This is a genomic window from Streptomyces sp. ISL-87, from assembly GCF_018614095.1.
Lineage (GTDB): Bacteria > Actinomycetota > Actinomycetes > Streptomycetales > Streptomycetaceae > Streptomyces.
In genome coordinates, this window is record NZ_JAGGOY010000102.1 from 34,320 (window position 1) to 52,526 (window position 18,207).

The window sequence follows — 18,207 nt, forward strand, 5'->3', positions numbered from 1 at the left end:
GGCTACGCCTCCTCTTCCTTCTTGTCCTTGCGGTTGAACTCGATCTCGACACGCGCCTTGGCGATGTCGGTGAAAGCAATACGGCGGGCGGTCGCCTTGCGGCCCTTCACACCCGGAACTTCGAGGTCCATGCCCTCGTCGTCGACGTCGAGAATGCGGGCGACCAGTTCCCCGGCACCCTTTTCACCCTCGGCGGCCAGCTGGAACTTCACGAGACGGCCGAGCGCCCGGACGTAGTGCCGGTGCTCGGTCAGCGGGCGGTCCGCGCCCGGGGAGCTCACTTCGAGGACGTACTCGTCCTCGCCCATCACGTCGGATTCGTCGAGCTTGTCGGAGATCTCACGGCTCAGCTCGGCACAGGTGTCCAGCTCCACGCCCTCGTCGGAGTCCACGATGATCCGCAGCATCCGGCGCTTGCCCGCCTTGGACATCTCGATCTCTTCGAGGTCCAGGCCCTTGGCGGCGACGAGCGGCTCCAGCAGTCCGCGCAGCCTGTCGCTCTGGGTGGTGCTCATCCGGGTGACTCCTCGGCCGCGTGTGCTGTTGTGGTTTCCGTCGTGTGTCAGGTCAAAGGGTATCCGGTCGCGGAGGGTGTTGCCGTCCGCGCTGCGGCCGGGGGCCCCGGGTACGGTGATCACACCCTGCCCCGCCATCACCCCTAGGACGTCGCCGTGCCCTGGACTCTGCCCGTGAGGCCCTCGCGAAGGAGCCTGCTCGCCGGTGCCGCCGGCGCGGCCGGTGCCGCGCTGCTAGCCGCGTGCTCCGACGGGGGCGGCGCGCCGGACGCGGACACCCCGGTTTCACTCGAACGGCGGATGCGCGAGACGGCTGTCCGTGACAGCGAGCGACTGCTGGAACGTTACGACGCCACCGCCGGCGCCCATCCGGCCCTGGCGCAGCGCCTCGCTCCGCTGCGCACCGCCGTCGCGGCGCACACGGCGGCGCTGGCCCCGGCGGACACCACGACGGGCAAGCCGTCCCGGTCTCCCGCTTCCGCTGCGTCGGCCGGTGCGCCCGTGCCGAGCGGCGAGCCGGTCCCGCCGAAGCCCGCCGAGGCGCTGACCGCCCTCGCGGACGCCGAGCGGAGCCTGTCCGAGGCGCGGACCATCGCCCTGGCCGGGGCGCCCGGCGAGCTGGCCCGGATGCTGGCCTCGGTGGCCGCCTGCGGCGCCGTACACGCCTACCTGCTGACCTTGACCCCGGGAGCCGCGTCGTGAAGCCCGAACCCTCCCCCGCCGGCCGCCCCCTGGAGGCTGCCCAGTCCGCCCTCGCCGCCGAGCACGCGGCGGTCTACGGCTACGGCGTGATCGGCGCCCGGACCTCCGCGGCCCGCTCGGCCGAGGCCCGTGAGGCGTACGGCGGCCACCTCGCGCGGCGTGACGCGCTGACCCGGACCGTGCGCGGACTGGGTGGCACACCGCGGCTGGCGGAGGCCGCGTACGCCATGCCGTTCGAGCTGATCGGGCCGGCCGACGCCGAGCGGCTGGCCGCCGTGATCGAGGACCGGGTGGCCGGCGCGTATTCCGATCTGGTGCGTGCGGCGGAGGGCCAGTTGCGCCGCGAGGCGGCTGACGCGTTGAGCGCCGCGGCCGTGCGCGCGGCACGCTGGCGTGGTGTCGGCGTAGCCTTCCCTGGGCTCACGGAACGTGCGGACGACGCGCGACGAGCCCAGCACAGCTGAAGGGACCACGCACGCATGGCTTTCGAACCGCCGCAGCGGCTTGTACGGGCGCTCGGCGAGATGCCGGAATCGGCGCAGGACGCGGAGTGGCTGAGGCAGTTGCCCCGGCTCGTCGAGGCGGCGCTGTCCCGGCGTGAGGTAGAGGCCCAGCGGGTCCAGGCCCCTGGTGGCCGGAGCAGCCTGGTCCTCCTCGTCCGGTACGCCGACGGGACCCCGGCCGCACTGAAACTGGCGCCTCCCGGTGCGCGCCCGGACCGGGAAATGGCCGCGCTGGCGCACTGGGGCGGCTTCGGGGCCGTCCGCGTTCTCGACACCCGCCACCACGAGGAGGACGGGGCGCTGCTGCTGGAGCGGCTGCACCCGGAGGTGTCCCTGCGGTCGCTGCCGGAGGCGAAGGCGCTGCTGGAGGCCTGTGGCACGCTGCGGCGGCTGTGGGTGGAGCCGGGCGCGGGGCACGGCTGGGAGACGGTGGCGGAACGCACCGGGCGCCAGGCGGAGGCCTTGCGCAAGGCCCCGCCGGAGGCCGAGGCACTGGCGTCGGCGGCGCTCGCGATCCGGGAGGAGCTGACGGCCGTTCCCGGTGAGGAACTGCTGCTGCACGGGAACTTCCGGCAGGGCAAGGTGCTGGCGGGCGAGCGGGCGCCGTGGCTGACGGTGGGCCCGGATCCGCTGGTCGGCGAGCGGGCGTACGACCTGGCGCGGCTGGTCCGGGACCGGTTGGAGGACCAGGTGGCCTCCTCGGCGGGCGCGGCGGGCGCGCGGCGGCGGGTGAACAAGCTGGCGGACGCCCTGGAGGTGGACCGGGACCGGCTGCGGGGCTGGACGCTGTTCCGGGCGGTGGAGTCCGGGAACCGGGCGCTGGCCGCCGGGCGCCGCCGGGACGCGGAGCTGCTGCTGGAGTTCGCGGCCTGGCTGTAGGGCATACCGTAGATACGAAGGTATGCCCTGGCCCGGCAGGAGGCCGTCATGGTCCAGGAACTGCTGACAGCGGTCATCGCGGGGGCCGTGGGAATCTCGGTTGCCGCGGGCGCCGCGGCACGGGTGGTACGGCAGTACGAGCGAGGCGTGGTCTTCCGCTTCGGCCGCCTGCGGGAGGGCATTCGCGGGCCGGGCTTCACCATGATCGTCCCGGGCGTCGACCGGCTGCGCAAGGTGAACATGCAGATCGTGACGATGCCGGTGCCCGCGCAGGAGGGCATCACGCGGGACAACGTCACGGTGCGGGTGGACGCGGTGGTGTACTTCAAGGTCGTCGACGCGGCGAACGCGATCATCGAGGTGGAGGACTACCGCTTCGCGGTGTCGCAGATGGCGCAGACCTCGCTGCGGTCGATCATCGGCAAGTCCGACCTGGACGATCTCCTCTCCAACCGGGAGCAGCTGAACCAGGGGCTGGAGCTGATGATCGACAGCCCGGCGGTGGGGTGGGGTGTTCAGATCGACCGGGTGGAGATCAAGGACGTCTCGCTGCCGGAGACGATGAAGCGGTCGATGGCCCGGCAGGCGGAGGCGGACCGCGAGCGGCGGGCGCGTGTCATCAACGCGGATGCGGAGCTCCAGGCGTCGAGGAAGCTGGCCCAGGCGGCGGAGGTCATGTCGGAGCAGCCGGCGGCGCTTCAGCTGCGCCTGCTGCAGACGGTGGTTGCGGTGGCGGCGGAGAAGAACTCCACCCTGGTCCTCCCCTTCCCGGTGGAACTCCTCCGCTTCCTCGAACGCGCCGCCCCGCCGACGGGCCCGCCACCAGCCGCGCCGCCCCCCACCCCGGGCACCGCCCCGACCCCGGACCGGGGCGCGGCGCCGGCCCTGACCCCGGACCCGGGCACGGGCACGGCCCCGGCGCTGACCCCGGAACCGGACCCGGACCCAGCCCAGGCCCAGGCCCAGGACCCGGACCCAGCCCAGGCTCAGGTCCCGGACCCGGACCCGGACGCGGAACCGGACCCGGACGCGGAACCGGACCCGGACGCGGACGCGGACTGGTTCGCACGGGACTCCGTCCCGCCCCGGTCCACCCCGGACGGGCCGCCCGCGGCGTAGACCCGCTGCGCGGGGCTTCTCCGGGGCGGTCAGGTCAGGCGGGACAGGGCCTCCGACAGGGGGAGTTCCTCTCGGGTGCCCGTGGGGCGGTGCTGGAGTTCGACCACCGACTCCGCCGAGCGGCGGCCCGCCACCAGGATCCACGGGACGCCGATCAGCTCTGCATCCGTGAGCTTGACCCCCGGGGACAGGCCCGGACGGTCGTCCAGGAGGACACGGAGCCCGGCCCCGGCCAGCGCGGCCGCCGCCTCCGACGCGAGCGCCAGCGGACCGGCCTTGCCCGCCGCCACCACGTGGACATCGGCCGGGGCCACCTCCGCCGGCCAGCACAGCCCCCGCTCATCGGCCGTCTGCTCGGCCAGCGCGGCCACCGCCCGCGAGACGCCGATCCCGTACGAACCCATCGTGACCCGGACCGGCTTGCCCTCCCTGCCGAGCACATCCAGCCCGAACGCGTCCGCGTACTTGCGCCCCAGCTGGAAGATGTGCCCGATCTCGATCGCGCGGCCCAGTACCAGCCCCGCCCCGCACGCCGGGCAGGGGTCCCCCGGCTCCACGACCACCACGTCCAGGTACTGGTCCACCTCGAAGTCCCGCCCGCACACCACGTTCCGCGCGTGGGTGTCGACGCGGTTGGCCCCCGTCACCCATGAAGTGCCGGGCGCCACACGGGGGTCGGCGATGTAGCGGACCTTGTCGAGGCCTTGCGGGCCCACGTAGCCGCGTACCAGATCGGGGCGGTCCACGAAGTCCTCCGCCGTCACCAACTCCACCACGGCCGGCGCGAGATGCTCCCCCAGCTTGCCGAGGTCCACCTCCCGGTCCCCCGGCACGCCGACGGCGACGATCTCGCCGTCCACCTTCACCAACAGGTTCTTCAGAGTCGCCGACGCCGCGACACCCAGGTGCGCCGCCAGGGTCTCGATCGTCGGGGTGTCCGGGGTGTCCACCTCTTCCAGCGCGGGGTGCTCCGCCCGCTCCCCCTCCACCGGACGCAGCGCGAACGTCACCGCCTCCGTGTTCGCCGCGTAGTCGCACGCCGGGCAGTCCACGAACGTGTCCTCCCCCGCCTCGGCCGGCGCCAGGAACTCCTCCGACGCCGAGCCGCCCATCGCGCCCGACACCGCCGAGACGATCCGGTGGTCCAGGCCGAGACGGGTGAAGATCCGCTGGTACGCCGCCCGGTGCAGCGCGTACGACTCCGCGAGGCCCTCGTCCGACACGTCGAAGGAGTACGAGTCCTTCATCTGGAACTCGCGGCCCCGCAGCACACCCGACCGCGGCCGCGCCTCGTCCCGGTACTTGGTCTGGATCTGGTACAGCATCACCGGCAGGTCCTTGTAGGACGTGCACTGGTCCTTCACCACCAGGGTGAAGATCTCCTCGTGCGTCGGGCCGAGCAGATAGTCCGCGCCCTTGCGGTCCTTGAGCCGGAACAGCAGGTCCCCGTACTCCGACCAGCGGCCGCTGACCTCGTACGGCTCCTTCGGCAGCAGCGCCGGCAGCAGCACCTCCTGCGCCCCGATCGCGTCCATCTCCTCGCGGACGATGCGCGAGACGTTGTCCAGGACCCGCTTGCCCAGCGGCAGCCAGGTCCACACCCCGGCCGAGCTGCGCCGGACGTAACCGGCGCGGACGAGCATCCGGTGGCTGAGGGTCTCGGCGTCCGCCGGGTCCTCGCGGAGGGTCTTGGCCATGAGGCGGGACATGCTCTGCACGCGTTGCGTAGACATGCCCGGAGGTTACCGGGGCCGGTGCGGGCGCCGAAAACGAGATTTCAGCGCGGGGGCAGCGGCAGCGGGGCGCCCATGACGGCGTACGGGAGGCTCGCGCTCGGGAAGTGGACGCGGCGGGCGAGATCCGTGTAGCCGAGGGCCCGGTAGAGCCCGCGGGCCGGGCTGTCGGTGTCGATGGCGGAGAGGATCGAGCGCGGCTCGGCGGCGGCGTCGGTGAGCCGGGTGATGAGGGCGCGGCCGACGCCGTGGCCCTGGAAGCCGGGGTGGACGTGCAGCTCGGTGATCACGAAGGAGTCGTCGAGCCAGTGCTCGTGGCCGGCGGCCCGCAGATAGGGCTCGACGATCGTGGACCACCAGTGCGCCCGGTCGTTGGGCATCCCGTACACGAACCCGGCGAGCACCCCGTCCTCGGTGAACGCGCCGAGCGCGCGGGCTCCGCGGCAGGTCATGTGGCGCTGCACGATGTAGCGCCGGATGCCGACCTCCTCCTCGCTGAGCCCGAAGGCCACGGCCTGCACGCGCAGGGCCTCGTCCACACGGGCGGCGAGGTCGAAGGGGCCGATGCGGAGTCCGGCGGGCCGGTCGGGGTCCACCCCGGGCGTAGGCAGCATGCGGCGACCTTACTTCGCGGCCCCGGCGGGCCGGTATGCCGACGGGGTCGGACCGGGCCAAACCAGCCGCCGGGGCGGGGCTGTTGGCAGCCGGCCGGTCATGGGGCCGGACGGGAGCCGAACGGGAGCAGGACTAGAACAGGACTAGAACAGGATGCTCATGAACGCGCCGACCTCGCGGAAGCCCACCCGCCGGTACGCCGCCCGCGCGGCGGCGTTGAAGTCGTTGACGTAGAGGCTGACCACGGGCGCCACATCCCGCAGCGCGTACTCCACGACGGCGGCCATCCCGGTCTCGGAGTGACCGCGCCCGCGGAATTCGGGGTCCACCCACACCCCCTGGATCTGGCAGGCGCGGGAGGTCGCGGCGCCGATCTCCGCCTTGAAGACGACCTTGCCGTTCTCGACGCGGGCGAAGGAGCGGCCGGTGCCGACGAGTTCGGCGACCCGGGCCTGGTAGAGCAGGCCGCCGTCCCCGGCCATCGGCGAGATGCCGACCTCCTCGGTGAACATGGCCACGCAGGCGGGCATGATCAGCTCCATCTCGTCCTTGCGGATCCGGCGTACCAGCGGATCGGCCGGGACATCGGCGGACGGCTGCTCGGTGACCATGAGCGGCTGGCGGGAGCGGACGTCGCGGGCCGGGCCCCAGCTGGGCTCCAGGAGCTGCCACAGCAGCCGGGTGGCCTCGGCGGGGCCGACGATGGAGGAGCAGCGGCGGCCGGTGCGGCGGGCCCGGTCGGCGAAGGCGCGTACGGCGTCGGGGCCGGCGCAGACGGGGACCAGGTTGGCGCCCGCGTAGCAGAGGGACCGGAGCTCGCCGTCGGCGTACCAGCCCCACATCTCGCCGCCGAGGCGCCACGGGTCGAGTCCGGCGACCTGGACCCGGGAGGTGACGAAGGCGTTCTCCACCGGCTCGCGGCCGAGGACTTCGAGCGCGGCATCGAGATCACTGGGCTCAAGGACCCGGGTGGTGGTCTGCGTCAACACTGGGGCCTCACCATGCAAGTCTGCTGATCTCCGAACTGTACCCGCAGCAACCCGCGGCTGCCGTGTCCCACAGGTCACGGAAAAGCCCCGGGCCCGCCCGCGAGCTGCGGGAACGGGGCCGGGGCCGATGACCAGTGACGGGGTGGTGAGGGTCGGGATCAGACTCCGATGGCCACGGTGGGCTCGCCGGAGGTGATGCCGTCCTTCTCCATCTGCTCGGCGATCTTCATCGCCTCTTCGATGAGGGTCTCCACGATCTTCGACTCGGGGACGGTCTTGATGACCTCGCCCTTCACGAAGATCTGGCCCTTGCCATTGCCGGAGGCGACGCCGAGGTCGGCCTCACGGGCCTCGCCCGGGCCGTTCACGACGCAGCCCATGACCGCGACGCGCAGCGGGACCTCCATGCCCTCCAGGCCCGCCGTGACCTCCTCGGCCAGCTTGTACACGTCCACCTGGGCGCGGCCGCAGGACGGGCAGGAGACGATCTCCAGGCGGCGCGGCTTGAGGTTCAGGGACTCCAGGATCTGGATGCCGACCTTGATCTCCTCGACCGGCGGGGCGGAGAGGGAGACGCGGATGGTGTCGCCGATGCCCTCGGAGAGCAGCGCGCCGAAGGCGACGGCCGACTTGATCGTGCCCTGGAAGGCGGGGCCGGCCTCGGTGACGCCGAGGTGCAGCGGGTACTCGCACTGGGCGGCGAGCTGGCGGTAGGCGTTGACCATCACGACCGGGTCGTTGTGCTTGACCGAGATCTTGATGTCGCTGAAGCCGTGCTCCTCGAAGAGGGAGGCCTCCCACAGGGCGGACTCGACCAGCGCCTCGGGGGTGGCCTTGCCGTACTTCTTCAGCAGCCGGGCGTCGAGCGAGCCCGCGTTGACGCCGATCCGGATCGGGGTGCCCGCGTCCTTGGCGGCCCGCGCGATCTCCTTGACCTTGTCGTCGAACTGCTTGATATTGCCCGGGTTCACGCGGACGGCGGCGCAGCCGGCGTCGATCGCGGCGAACACGTACTTGGGCTGGAAGTGGATGTCCGCGATGACCGGGATCTGCGACTTCTTCGCGATGACGGCGAGGGCGTCGGCGTCGTCCTGCGTCGGGCAGGCCACGCGGACGATGTTGCAGCCGGAGGCGGTCAGCTCTGCGATCTGCTGGAGCGTGGCGCCGATGTCGGAGGTGCGGGTGGTGGTCATCGACTGCACCGAGACGGGCGCGTCGCCGCCGACGGCCACGGAGCCCACCTGGATCTTGCGGCTGACCCTGCGGTCGGCAAGCTTCGTCGGCACGGCCGGCATTCCGAGAGAGATGGCAGTCATCTGCTGTGCAACCCCAAGGTGTGGATCAAGGTCCCGAGATCGGCGGGCTCCAGGCTCCGAGATTACGCCAATCAGCGCGCGGCCCACGCATCAGCCGGGCCGTGACACCCGAACGTAGGGAGCCGGGCACGATGCGTGCCCGGCTCCCGTACACATGACCGCGGGTCATGCGCGCGACCTGTAACCCTGCGCTGCCCAGGCCGTCCTGATCGACGATCCAGGTGATCTGGATCAGCGATTCAGGTGATCTGGACCGGCGATTTAGGTGATCTTGATCGGGTTGACCACGTCCGCCACGAAGACCAGCGCCGTGAAGCAGACGAAGACCGCGGCGACCACGTACGCGGCGGGCATCAGCCTCGCCACGTCGAACGGGCCGGGGTCGGCACGGCGGAAGATCCGCGCCACCTTGCGCCGCACGGACTCCCACAGGGCGCCGGCGATATGCCCGCCGTCCAGCGGCAGCAGCGGCAGCATGTTGAACAGGAACAGGGAGAGGTTGAACCAGCCCAGGATGGTGAGCATGATCGCCCCGCGTTCCTCGCCGGGGATGTCGAGGGCCGCGATGTCACTGGTGATCCGGGCCGCGCCGACGATGCCCATCGGGGAGTCGGGCTGCCGCTCGGCGCCGTTGAAGACCGCGTCCCACAGCGGGGGGATCTTGCTCGGGAGCCTGACGAGCCCCTGCACACTGCCCTCGATGGTGTCGCCCACGCGGTCCACCGACTGGCTGAAGGACAGGGGTGCGATCACGGCCTTCGGGCCGAAGCCGAGCCAGCCGGCCGAGACGTACTCGCCCTTGACGTAACCGCCGTGGCCGTCCGTCTTGGCGACCCGGTTCTCGACCAGGTTCGCCTTGAGGTCCACCCGCTGCCCGTCCCGCAGGACGGTGACGGTGGCGGGGCCGATCGTGTCGCGGATCTTCTTCTGGAGCACGGCCCAGTCGTCGACCTCCGTGCCGTTGAAGGCCACGATCTTGTCGCCCGCCTCCAGGCCCGCCGCCTTGCCCGGGGCCACCGGGTCGCCGTCCTTGCAGACCTCGCGCTTCTCGCTCTGCTTGACCACACACTCCGAGACGCTCGCGACCTGGGTCGTCGTCTGCTCGACCCCGAAGGTCATCCAGACGCCGAAGAAGATCGCCAACGCCAGCACCAGGTTCATGAAGGGGCCGGCGAACATCACGATGACGCGCTTCCACGGCTTGCGCGTGTAGAAGAGCCGCGTCTCGTCCCCGGGCTGGAGCTCCTCGTACGCCGCCGAGCGCGCGTCCTCGATCATCGAGCGGAACGGGGAGGTCGAGCGGGCGGTGACCTTGCCGTCCTCACCGGGCGGGAACATCCCGATCATGCGGATGTAGCCGCCCATCGGGATCGCCTTGATCCCGTACTCCGTCTCGCCCTTCTTCCGTGACCAGATGGTCCGGCCGAAGCCGACCATGTACTGCGGCACGCGGATGCCGAAGAGCTTGGCCGTGGAGAGGTGGCCCAGCTCGTGCCAGGCGATGGAGATCAGCAGCCCGAAGACGAAGACGAGCACACCGACCAGATTCAGCACCAACGTCATGCGCCCGCCTCCACGGCGGCACGGGCCGCCATTTCCTGTGCCCGGGCCCTGGCCCAGGTCTCCGCTTCGAGGACGTCCGCGACGGTGAGGGAAGTTCCCGCGTCCGGCGTTCCGTGCTCATCGACCACGGCAGAGACCGTATCCATGATTGCTGTGAACGGCAGCCGACCGGCGAGGAACGCCTCTACGCACTCCTCGTTCGCCGCATTGAACACGGCGGGCGCGGTGCCGCCGAGCGTGCCGACGTGCCGGGCCAGGCCCACCGAGGGAAAGGCCTCGGTGTCCAGCGGGAAGAACTCCCAGGTGGACGCCTTGGTCCAGTCGAACGCGGGGGCCGCGTCCGGGATCCGCTCGGGCCAGCCGAGGCCGATCGCGATGGGCCCGCGCATGTCGGGCGGGGTGGCCTGGGCGAGCGTGGAGCCGTCCGAGAACTCCACCATCGAGTGCACGTAGGACTGAGGATGGACGACGACCTCGATGCGCTCGAAGGGGATGTCGTAGAGCAGGTGCGCCTCGATGACCTCCAGGCCCTTGTTGACCAGGGTCGCCGAGTTGATCGTGATCACCGGCCCCATGGCCCAGGTCGGGTGCGCGAGGGCGTCCTTGACGGTGACGTGCGCCAGCTCGGCGCGGGTCCGGCCGCGGAAGGGCCCGCCCGAGGCGGTGACGACGAGCTTGCGCACATCGGCCCGGGTGCCGGCGGCGAGCGCCTGGAAGAGGGCCGCGTGCTCGGAGTCCACCGGGATGATCTGGCCGGGCTTGGCGAGGGCCTTGACCAGCGGGCCGCCGACGATCAGCGACTCCTTGTTGGCCAGGGCCAGGGTCCGGCCGGCCCGCAGCGCGGCGAGGGTGGGCGCGAGGCCGATGGAACCCGTGATGCCGTTGAGGACCGTGTGGCACTCGGAGGCGGCGAGCTCGGTCGCCGCGTCGGGTCCGGCCAGGATCTCGGGCAGCGGCTCGGAGGGGCCGTACTGGGCGCTCAGCGCCTCTTTCAGGGCCGGTACGACGTCCTCGCGGGCGACGGCCACGGTGTTCACCCGCAGCAGCCGGGCCTGTTCGGCCAACAGCCCGACGCGCCCGCCGGCGGCGGACAGCGCGGTCACCCGGAACCGGTCCGGGTTACGGAGGGCGAGGTCGATGGCCTGGGTCCCGATGGACCCGGTGGACCCGAGGATGACGATGTCCCGCCGGCCGGCCGCGGGGTCGAAGAGGAGGTGCGGATCGGCGAGGGGGGCTGGGCGGTCGCTCATGCACCCATTGTTGCCGCAACTCAGAAGCCCTTGGACACTGAGTCCCCTTGAATGACGGCGGCGAGCAGCTCGGGGAGGGTTCCGACGAAGTCGGGGAGCGCGCGGGCGGTCCGCCACCAGGCGTCCGGGTCCTCGCCGAGGGCCTCGGCGAAGAGCCGGTCGGCCTCGGCGCGCGCGGCGAGCACGGCCGCGGGCCGGTCGTGCCGGTCGGGGTAGTCCACATCCCCGAGCCAGTGGTCCTCGTCCAGCGCCCAGGCGGCGGGCGCCTTGTGCCGGACCACGTCGGTGCCGGTGAGCACACCCTGGTCGAGGCAGGCCCGTACCCACCGGATGTCCTCGTCGCGGTCGCCCATGGCGTTGGGGACGGCCAGGCTCGCGAGGGCCAGCTCGCGCTGCACGCCTTCGACGACGGGCAGCGGGGAACCGGGCGCCAGGGCGTCGACGGCCTGCGCGAGGCCGGGAACGGGGGCGGGGGCCGAGGCGGCTTCCGGGGCGGTTTCCGGGGCGGTTTCCGCAGCCGCGGCCGTTTCCGAGGCCGTTTCCGAGGCGAGTTCCCCGGCGGCGTCCGGGGCGGTTTGCGGACCGAGTTCCACGGTGGCGTCCGGGGCGGTTTCCGCGGCAGGGGCCACGGCGGCGTCCGCACCGGTTTCCGCGGCAGAGGCAGCGGCAGCGGCGGGCTCCGGCACGGTCCCGGCGGCTATCGCGGCCGCCAGCTCCGGCAGGGTGCCGCGGAAGCCGGGCGCGTGGCGGTGCAGCTCGGCCCACAGCCGGGGGTCGTCGCCGAGGGCCGGGCGCAGCACCCGCGCCAGGGCGGAGCGCATCGCGGCCCACTCGGCGAGGTTCCAGGCGAACCGCCCGATGGCGTGCGCCTGCCCGAGCAGCAGGGTGCGGTGGGCCGGCGCCACGGCCGCCACGAGGTCGTCGAAGGTCAGGGTGCCACTGCGGACGGCGCGGACCGCGGGGCGGTGCCAGTGGGGTCCGTACGAGCGCTGCGCGCGCGTGTCAAGCAGGGCCCGGCACACCTGCCGGTCCAGCCCGCCCACCAGCAGCAGGGCCTCGACCGAGCCGGGCGGCAGGGGCGCGCGGGCATGCTCGCGCAGCAGTACGCCGGGGTCCAGCTCGTGCGGCAGGGCCAGCACGTCCAGCGGTACGCGCGGCCGGTGCCTGCCGTGCCTGCGCAGCAGGGCGATGAGCTCCGTGCTCGTCAGAGGAGGTTCCGGCTCGCGGCCCAGCTCCGCGCGGAGGGTGCCGAGCAGCTCGGGCGAGGGGCCGGGGCGGGCCGCGTACCGGGCGGGGCCGGGGAGGCCGGGCAGCGGCCGCCCGAGGACATGCGGGTTCCGGGCGACCGTGCGGCGGTCCTGGTCGGTGCCGTCGCGCAGCAGCAGCGTGACGACGGCGGCCGGAAGGAACTCGTCGCGGCACAGGAACCGGCGGGTGGCCGGGTCGAGGCGGCCGAGGAGGTCGGCGGCGACGTGGTCCGGTGCGTGGCGCAGCAACAGGGCCACGCACCAGGCCAGCCGTCGGCTTCTGCGGTCTTCCTCGGCCGTCGACATCGTTCGTTCCCGTTCGCCGTGCGTTCGTGCGCGTGCTCGATTTTCGCTGATGATCGCAGGTCAGCGAATGGGTCGGTGCACGTTTTTCCGTGAAGACGGTCCGGGGGTGGCGTCCGCGATCCAGGGGCCGTCGCCGGAGGGGTCGAGGACCCCCTCCTCCAGCCAGGTGTAGGTGCCGGTGAGGACTCCTTCGACGACCTTGCGGTCGAGTTCGTCGGTGTTGGACCAGAGCCGGCCGAAGAGCTCCTCGACGCGGATCCGGGACTGCCGGCAGAAGGCGTCGGCCAGCTGGTACGCCTCACGTCCGTGGTCGCCGGTGGCGCGCAGGTGCTCGGCGCGGACGCAGGCCGCGCTCATGGCGAAGAGTTCGGCGCCGATGTCGACGATCCGCCCGAGGAAGCCCTGTTTCGTTTCCATGCGGCCCTGCCAGCGGGACATGGCGTAGAAGGTCGAGCGGGCGAGTTTGCGGGCGCTGCGCTCGACGTACCGGAGGTGGGTGGCGAGGTCGGGGTGGCCACCGGGGTGGAACTCGCGGTAGGTACCCGGCAGCTGGCCGGGGCCGGTGGCCAGCTTGGGCAGCCAGCGGGCGTAGAACCCGGCGGCCCGGGCTCCTGCCCTGGCCTTGTCGCCGAGGTCCTTGTCGGGGTCGATGAGGTCGCCGGCCACGGACAGGTGGGCGTCGACGGCCTCGCGGGCGATGAGCAGGTGCATGATCTCCGTCGAGCCCTCGAAGATCCGGTTGATCCGCAGGTCGCGCAGCATCTGCTCGGCGGGGACGGCGCGCTCGCCGCGGGCGGCCAGGGACTCGGCGGTCTCGAAGCCGCGGCCGCCGCGGATCTGGACCAGCTCGTCGGCCATCAGGCAGGCCATCTCGGAGCCGTAGAGCTTGGCGAGGGCCGCCTCGATGCGGATGTCGTTGCGGTCCTCGTCGGCCATCTGCGAGGCCAGGTCCACCACCGCTTCGAGGGCGAAGGTGGTGGCGGCGATGAAGGCGATCTTGGCGCCGACGGCCTCGTGCCTCGCGACGGGCCGGCCCCACTGCTCGCGTACGCCGGACCACTCGCGGGCGATCTTCAGGCACCACTTGCCGGCGCCGACGCACATGGCGGGCAGCGACAGCCGTCCGGTGTTCAGCGTGGTCAGCGCGATCTTGAGGCCGGCCCCCTCGGCGCCGATGCGCTGGCCGGCGGAGACACGTACGCCGTGGAAGCGGGTGACGCCGTTCTCCAGGCCGCGCAGGCCCATGAAGGCGTTGCGGTGCTCGACGGTGATGCCCGGCGAGTCAGCTTCGACGACGAAGGCGGTGATCCCGCCGCGGTGGCCCTCGCTCTTGGGGACCCGGGCCATGACCACGAGCAGGTCGGCCACGACCCCGTTGGTGGTCCAGAGCTTCACCCCGTCGAGGATGTACGCGTCGTCCCCGTCCGGTACCGCCGTCGTGGCCAGCCGCGCCGGGTCGGAGCCGACGTCCGGTTCCGTGAGGAGGAAGGCGCTGATGGCGGTGGTGGCGCAGCGCGGCAGGTAGGCGTCCTTCTGCTCCTGCGTGCCGAACATCTTCAGCGGCTGCGGTACGCCGATCGACTGATGGGCGGAGAGCAGGGCCCCGATGGCCGGGCTGACCGAGCCCACGAGGGCGAGCGCCTTGTTGTAGTACACCTGGGTGAGGCCGAGGCCCCCGTACTTCGGGTCGATCTTCATCCCGAGGGCGCCGAGCTCTTTCAGCCCGCGCACGGTCTCGTCGGGGATCTTGGCTTCGCGTTCGATGCGGGCGCCGTCTATCCCGGTCTCGCAGAACTCCCGCAGGCGGGCCAGGAAGGCCTCGCCGCGCCGGACGTCTTCATCGGCGGGGAGCGGGTGGGGGTGGATCAGGTCGAGCCGGAACCGGCCGAGGAACAGTTCCTTGGCGAAGCTGGGCTTTCGCCAGTCCTGTTCCCGGGCCGCCTCCGCGACCTGCCGTGCCTCGCGCTCGGTCACCTTGGGCTGTGTTGCGGACATGCGGGGACTCACCTCGCCGCCGAAGTCGGATGACATGCCGGATTACCGGTCGGTGCTACCTGTGAGTCGTACCCGTTTCGCGGGCCGTGGAAAAGCGGGGGCGGGCCGGGTGGGGGAAAACGGGGTTGGGCCGGGGGAAAAGGGGGCCGGAGCCCCCGCACAGTGGACTCCTCACAGTGTCCGGCCGGATGTCGTGCTCGCCACGGGCGGATACGTGACTGTCCCGGCTGGCCTGGCCGCCCGCATGTGCCGCCGCCCGCTGGTCCTCCACGAGCAGACCGTGCGGCTGGGCCTGGCCAACCGGAAGCTCGCGAGCTCGGCGACGAGGATCGCGGTGTCGTCGGAGTCGTCGCTGCCGCTTCTGCCGGAGTCGGTTCGGGGCGCTGCGGTCGTCACCGGCAATCCGATCCGCCCCGAGGTGCTGACCGGACACGCGGACAAGGCGGTTGAGGCTCTGGCCCTGCATGGCTTCGACCGGCATCTGCCGACCGTGTACGTAACCGGCGGCGCGCAAGGCTCCCAGCAGATCAACGACGTCGTACGGGACGCACTGCCTTGGCTACTGGAGCGGGCGAACGTGATTCACCAGTGCGGGCCGGCCAACGTCGAAGGCCTGCGGCAGCGCGCGGCGGCTCTGCCTGTGGAGCTGTCGGGCCGGTACTACCTCGCCGGGTTCGTCGGCACGGAGCTCCCCGACGTGCTGGCGCTGGCCGACGTCGTGATCTCCCGGAGCGGCGCCGGGACGCTCGCCGAGCTGACCGCGCTGGGCAAGCCTGCGGTGTTCGTCCCGCTCGCTTCCTCGGCCGGGAACGAGCAGGCGCACAACGCGCGGCACCTGGCGAACGCCGGGGCCGCCGTTGCGCTGCTCGGTGAGGTGACCGCGGGGAGCCTGCGGGACGCGGTGGGCCCGCTCCAGCAGTTCCCTGCTGATGTGTACACCGAGGTGGGCGCGCATGTCGTAGCCGCGTGCCGCCGCGGCGGCGACCATCTCCGGCGTGGGCGGGCTGGCCGAGCCACTTGTCCCGAGTGCCGGCCGACCTCACCTCGACCGCGTCCCCGCCGAGCTGGGCGAGGATGACGGCGGCGAGGGGGAGCGGCAGTGGTTGCCGAGGCAGACCGTCAGGAGACGTCGCGGCCGGGCCGTCATCCGACGGCCTCCGTCTCGGTGACGGCCTTCACGACCTCGGAGGCGACGTGCTCGACGTCGGCCTCCGTCAGGTGCTGGTGGAACGGCAGGGTCGTGATCTGGCGGCCTACTCGCTCGGTCCCCGGCAGGGACCGGTGCCACGGGGCGAAGGCCGGTTGCAGGTGGTTCGGCGGGTAGTGCGTGCCGACGCCGACACCCCGGTCCCGGAGCGTCCGGAACACCTGGTCGCGGTCCGCGTGGACGAGGACCGCGCACAGGTGCGGCACGGAGCGCTCCGCGTCGACGTCCACGAGGGTGACGCCCTCGATGCCCTGCAGAGCGGTCGCGTACGCCCGCCACAGCGCCTTGCGCTTGGCCTCGGCCTCCGGGAACCCGCCGAGTTGAGCGCAGCCGATCGCCGCGTTGAGCGACGACATCTGTACCCGCATCCCGAAGCCTTCGACGGTGTAGCCGGTCGCTTCCGCGGCCAGGCCGCCGACTCGACAATCACTCGCTATCAAAAGGCCCTGCCTTCACGCCCCGGCCCGTGAAGATCACCCACCGGGACCGCCGAACTGCGGCTTCTCAAGCCCCGCCAGCTCATCACCTTCACCTGCCTCACCCACCTACTTCGCCTTCGCCACCTGACCGTCCCCCTCCAGGGGGCCTGTGAATCAGGAAGGAGCGATGGAAGTCACCCTGCGGGAATGATAGGTAGCGGGTATCATTTACTCATGTTGTATTCGACTCCCCGCCTCGGCTCCGACGATCACCTGGTGCTGGAACAGATCGACGGACTCCGTGAGCGCCTGCGTGATGCGGTGCAGCAGGCCCCCATGAAGTGGACGCTCGATCTGCGCAAGGCGCTGACCGCCAGCGCGATCGCCGCGTCGAACACGATCGAGGGCTATCAGGTCGACGCGAAGGATGTCGCCGACCTGATGGACGGCGAGCGCGAAGTCGAGGCCAGCGACGAGAACAAGGCGGAGACCCTCGCCTACCAGCAGGCGATGACGTACATCCAGTCCCTCCACGACGTCACCGACTTCCGGTACAGCAAGGAACTCCTGAACGCGCTGCACTGGATGCTGCAGGGCCACCACCACCCGCTGCGGACAGCCGGCCAGTGGCGCAAGACCTCCATCCGCATCACCGCCCCGGGCGACGAGCTCGCCACCGACTACGACGGCCCCGACCAAGAACTCGTACCCGGCCTCATGGCGGAGCTGGTGGGCTGGCTCAACGACGGCGACCTCGAAGAACACGTCCTGATCCGGGCCGCGATGGCACACCTGAACCTGGTGAAGATCCACCCGTGGTCGGACGGCAACGGCCGGATGTCCCGCTCGCTGCAGACCCTGCTGATCGCCCGAGGCGGGGTGCTGGCTCCGGAGTTCTCCTCGATCGAGGAATGGCTGGGTATGCCCGGCAACACATGGGAGTACTACAAGGTGCTCCGCGAGGTCGGCGGACCGGTCTACTCGCCCGAGCGTGACACCCTGCCGTGGATCAAGTTCAGCCTCCTCGCCTACCACCAGCAAGCCCAGCGTGTGCAGCACCGGGTCAACCGCTCGAACGACTGCTGGATGCAGCTCATGGACCACGCCCAGGCTCACGGCATCAGCGAGCGGCAGGTCACCGCCCTCCACGAGGTGGCGATGGTGGGCCGGGTCAGGCGCTCACGCTACGAGCGGGCCGAGGCCATCAACACCCAGCAGGCCACTCGGGACCTCCAAGCCCTGACCAAGGCCGGAGTACTGACCGCGGTCGGACAGACCAAGGGCCGCCACTACACCGCCGGCCCCCAGTTCCCGCAGAACGTCCTGGCCACCGCCCGCAGGCCGCACACCATCTCCAACCCCTACACCGCGTAGCCGAACCCAGGACTGCCGACAACCCGTATCTGCGTGTGGCGGCCCGGAACCGAACTCGGTTCCGGGCCGCCACACGCACGGAATCATGCACCTGCGCGCAGTCGATGATCCCCGCGCTCGGCTGTGGATCCCGGCCCTCTTTCACGCGGACCTTCTCCCGCAGCCGGTCGTGGAATTCACCGATCAGCCCGGCCTGTCGCCACCTGCGGAAGAAGGCGTAGACCCGGTCCCAGGCGGGGAAGTCGACCGGCATCGCCCGCCACTTGATGCCGTTGTCCACCAGGTAACGCACCGCGTCGAGCATCCAATGCCACGAAGTTAAGAGCTCGGCGGCGGTGTCAAGGCTTCGGGGAGGGTGATCTTGTAGGTGTTAGGTGCCGTGCGGATGAGGCGGCCATTGCGTGCCCAGTAGCAGAGTTGCGCGGTGAGGCTACTGAGGGGACGCCCTGCGACGGCGAGGCCGAGGTGCTGTGCG

The 18,207-nt window shown here is 71.6% G+C and carries 15 protein-coding genes and 2 pseudogenes; 6 read left to right on the forward strand and 11 right to left on the reverse strand.

Annotated features, from left to right (window positions below; genetic code table 11):
• Positions 1-2: 2 nt before the first annotated feature.
• The gene (rimP, locus tag J7I97_RS31285) at positions 3-515 is read right to left on the reverse strand and encodes a ribosome maturation factor RimP (RefSeq protein WP_214941711.1); all 513 of its coding nucleotides are present in this window, start codon (positions 513-515) and stop codon (positions 3-5) included.
• 174 nt (positions 516-689) lie between these two features.
• On the opposite strand from rimP, the gene J7I97_RS31290 reads away from it, so the two are divergent.
• From J7I97_RS31290 to J7I97_RS31305, 4 genes are read left to right on the forward strand one after another with little or no spacing between them, the layout of a single operon-like run.
• Entirely contained in the window at positions 690-1,217 is a 528-nt protein-coding gene (locus J7I97_RS31290) for a hypothetical protein (RefSeq protein WP_308369198.1), read from the forward strand.
• On the forward strand, positions 1,214-1,681 hold the full coding sequence (locus J7I97_RS31295) for a ferritin-like domain-containing protein (protein ID WP_308369197.1): 468 nt from the start codon (positions 1,214-1,216) through the stop codon (positions 1,679-1,681). The genes J7I97_RS31290 and J7I97_RS31295 overlap by 4 nt, the downstream gene beginning before the upstream one ends.
• 15 nt (positions 1,682-1,696) lie before the next feature.
• Positions 1,697-2,599, forward strand: a complete 903-nt coding sequence (locus tag J7I97_RS31300; protein WP_214941715.1) for an aminoglycoside phosphotransferase family protein — start codon at positions 1,697-1,699, stop codon at positions 2,597-2,599.
• A gap of 48 nt (positions 2,600-2,647) precedes the next feature.
• Positions 2,648-3,718 carry a slipin family protein gene (locus J7I97_RS31305; RefSeq protein ID WP_214941718.1) on the forward strand — a complete coding sequence of 357 codons (1,071 nt, stop codon included), beginning with the start codon at positions 2,648-2,650 and terminating at the stop codon, positions 3,716-3,718.
• Positions 3,719-3,747: 29 nt separating this feature from the next.
• Here J7I97_RS31305 and J7I97_RS31310 read toward each other — a convergent pair whose 3' ends face one another.
• From J7I97_RS31310 to J7I97_RS31345, 8 genes are all read right to left on the reverse strand, one after another.
• On the reverse strand, positions 3,748-5,451 hold the full coding sequence (locus J7I97_RS31310; RefSeq protein ID WP_214941721.1) for a proline--tRNA ligase: 1,704 nt from the start codon (positions 5,449-5,451) through the stop codon (positions 3,748-3,750).
• Positions 5,452-5,495: 44 nt separating this feature from the next.
• Complete coding sequence (locus J7I97_RS31315) at positions 5,496-6,065, reverse strand: GNAT family N-acetyltransferase (protein WP_214941724.1); 570 nt, start codon at positions 6,063-6,065, stop codon at positions 5,496-5,498.
• A gap of 144 nt (positions 6,066-6,209) precedes the next feature.
• Positions 6,210-7,055, reverse strand: coding sequence for a GNAT family N-acetyltransferase (locus J7I97_RS31320; protein ID WP_214941727.1), 846 nt, complete (start codon positions 7,053-7,055; stop codon positions 6,210-6,212).
• Positions 7,056-7,213: 158 nt separating this feature from the next.
• Positions 7,214-8,371: a flavodoxin-dependent (E)-4-hydroxy-3-methylbut-2-enyl-diphosphate synthase gene (ispG, locus tag J7I97_RS31325; RefSeq protein ID WP_214941728.1), complete on the reverse strand. Its 1,158-nt coding sequence runs from the start codon at positions 8,369-8,371 to the stop codon at positions 7,214-7,216.
• A 261-nt stretch (positions 8,372-8,632) separates the two neighbouring features.
• On the reverse strand, positions 8,633-9,934 hold the full coding sequence (locus tag J7I97_RS31330; protein WP_214941731.1) for an RIP metalloprotease: 1,302 nt from the start codon (positions 9,932-9,934) through the stop codon (positions 8,633-8,635).
• Positions 9,931-11,184, reverse strand: a complete 1,254-nt coding sequence (gene dxr / locus J7I97_RS31335; protein ID WP_214941734.1) for a 1-deoxy-D-xylulose-5-phosphate reductoisomerase — start codon at positions 11,182-11,184, stop codon at positions 9,931-9,933. The genes J7I97_RS31330 and dxr overlap by 4 nt, the downstream gene beginning before the upstream one ends.
• A 20-nt stretch (positions 11,185-11,204) precedes the next feature.
• Positions 11,205-12,737, reverse strand: coding sequence for a hypothetical protein (locus J7I97_RS31340; protein ID WP_214941738.1), 1,533 nt, complete (start codon positions 12,735-12,737; stop codon positions 11,205-11,207).
• A gap of 60 nt (positions 12,738-12,797) precedes the next feature.
• Positions 12,798-14,732, reverse strand: coding sequence for an acyl-CoA dehydrogenase family protein (locus tag J7I97_RS31345; RefSeq protein WP_214941740.1), 1,935 nt, complete (start codon positions 14,730-14,732; stop codon positions 12,798-12,800).
• A gap of 181 nt (positions 14,733-14,913) precedes the next feature.
• On the opposite strand from J7I97_RS31345, the pseudogene J7I97_RS31350 reads away from it, so the two are divergent.
• A pseudogene (locus J7I97_RS31350) lies at positions 14,914-15,810 on the forward strand (glycosyltransferase); the annotation flags it as partial.
• A 65-nt stretch (positions 15,811-15,875) separates the two neighbouring features.
• Here the strand turns inward: J7I97_RS31350 and J7I97_RS31355 are convergent.
• Entirely contained in the window at positions 15,876-16,379 is a 504-nt protein-coding gene (locus J7I97_RS31355) for a DegT/DnrJ/EryC1/StrS family aminotransferase (protein ID WP_214941743.1), read from the reverse strand.
• A gap of 213 nt (positions 16,380-16,592) precedes the next feature.
• Between J7I97_RS31355 and J7I97_RS31360 the strand changes: the two genes are divergently transcribed.
• A complete protein-coding gene (locus J7I97_RS31360; RefSeq protein WP_214941746.1) occupies positions 16,593-17,732 on the forward strand; it encodes a Fic family protein in 1,140 nt (379 codons plus the stop codon).
• Positions 17,733-17,964: 232 nt separating this feature from the next.
• Here J7I97_RS31360 and J7I97_RS40485 read toward each other — a convergent pair.
• A pseudogene (locus tag J7I97_RS40485) lies at positions 17,965-18,036 on the reverse strand (hypothetical protein); the annotation flags it as partial.
• Between the last annotated feature and the right edge of the window lie 171 nt (positions 18,037-18,207).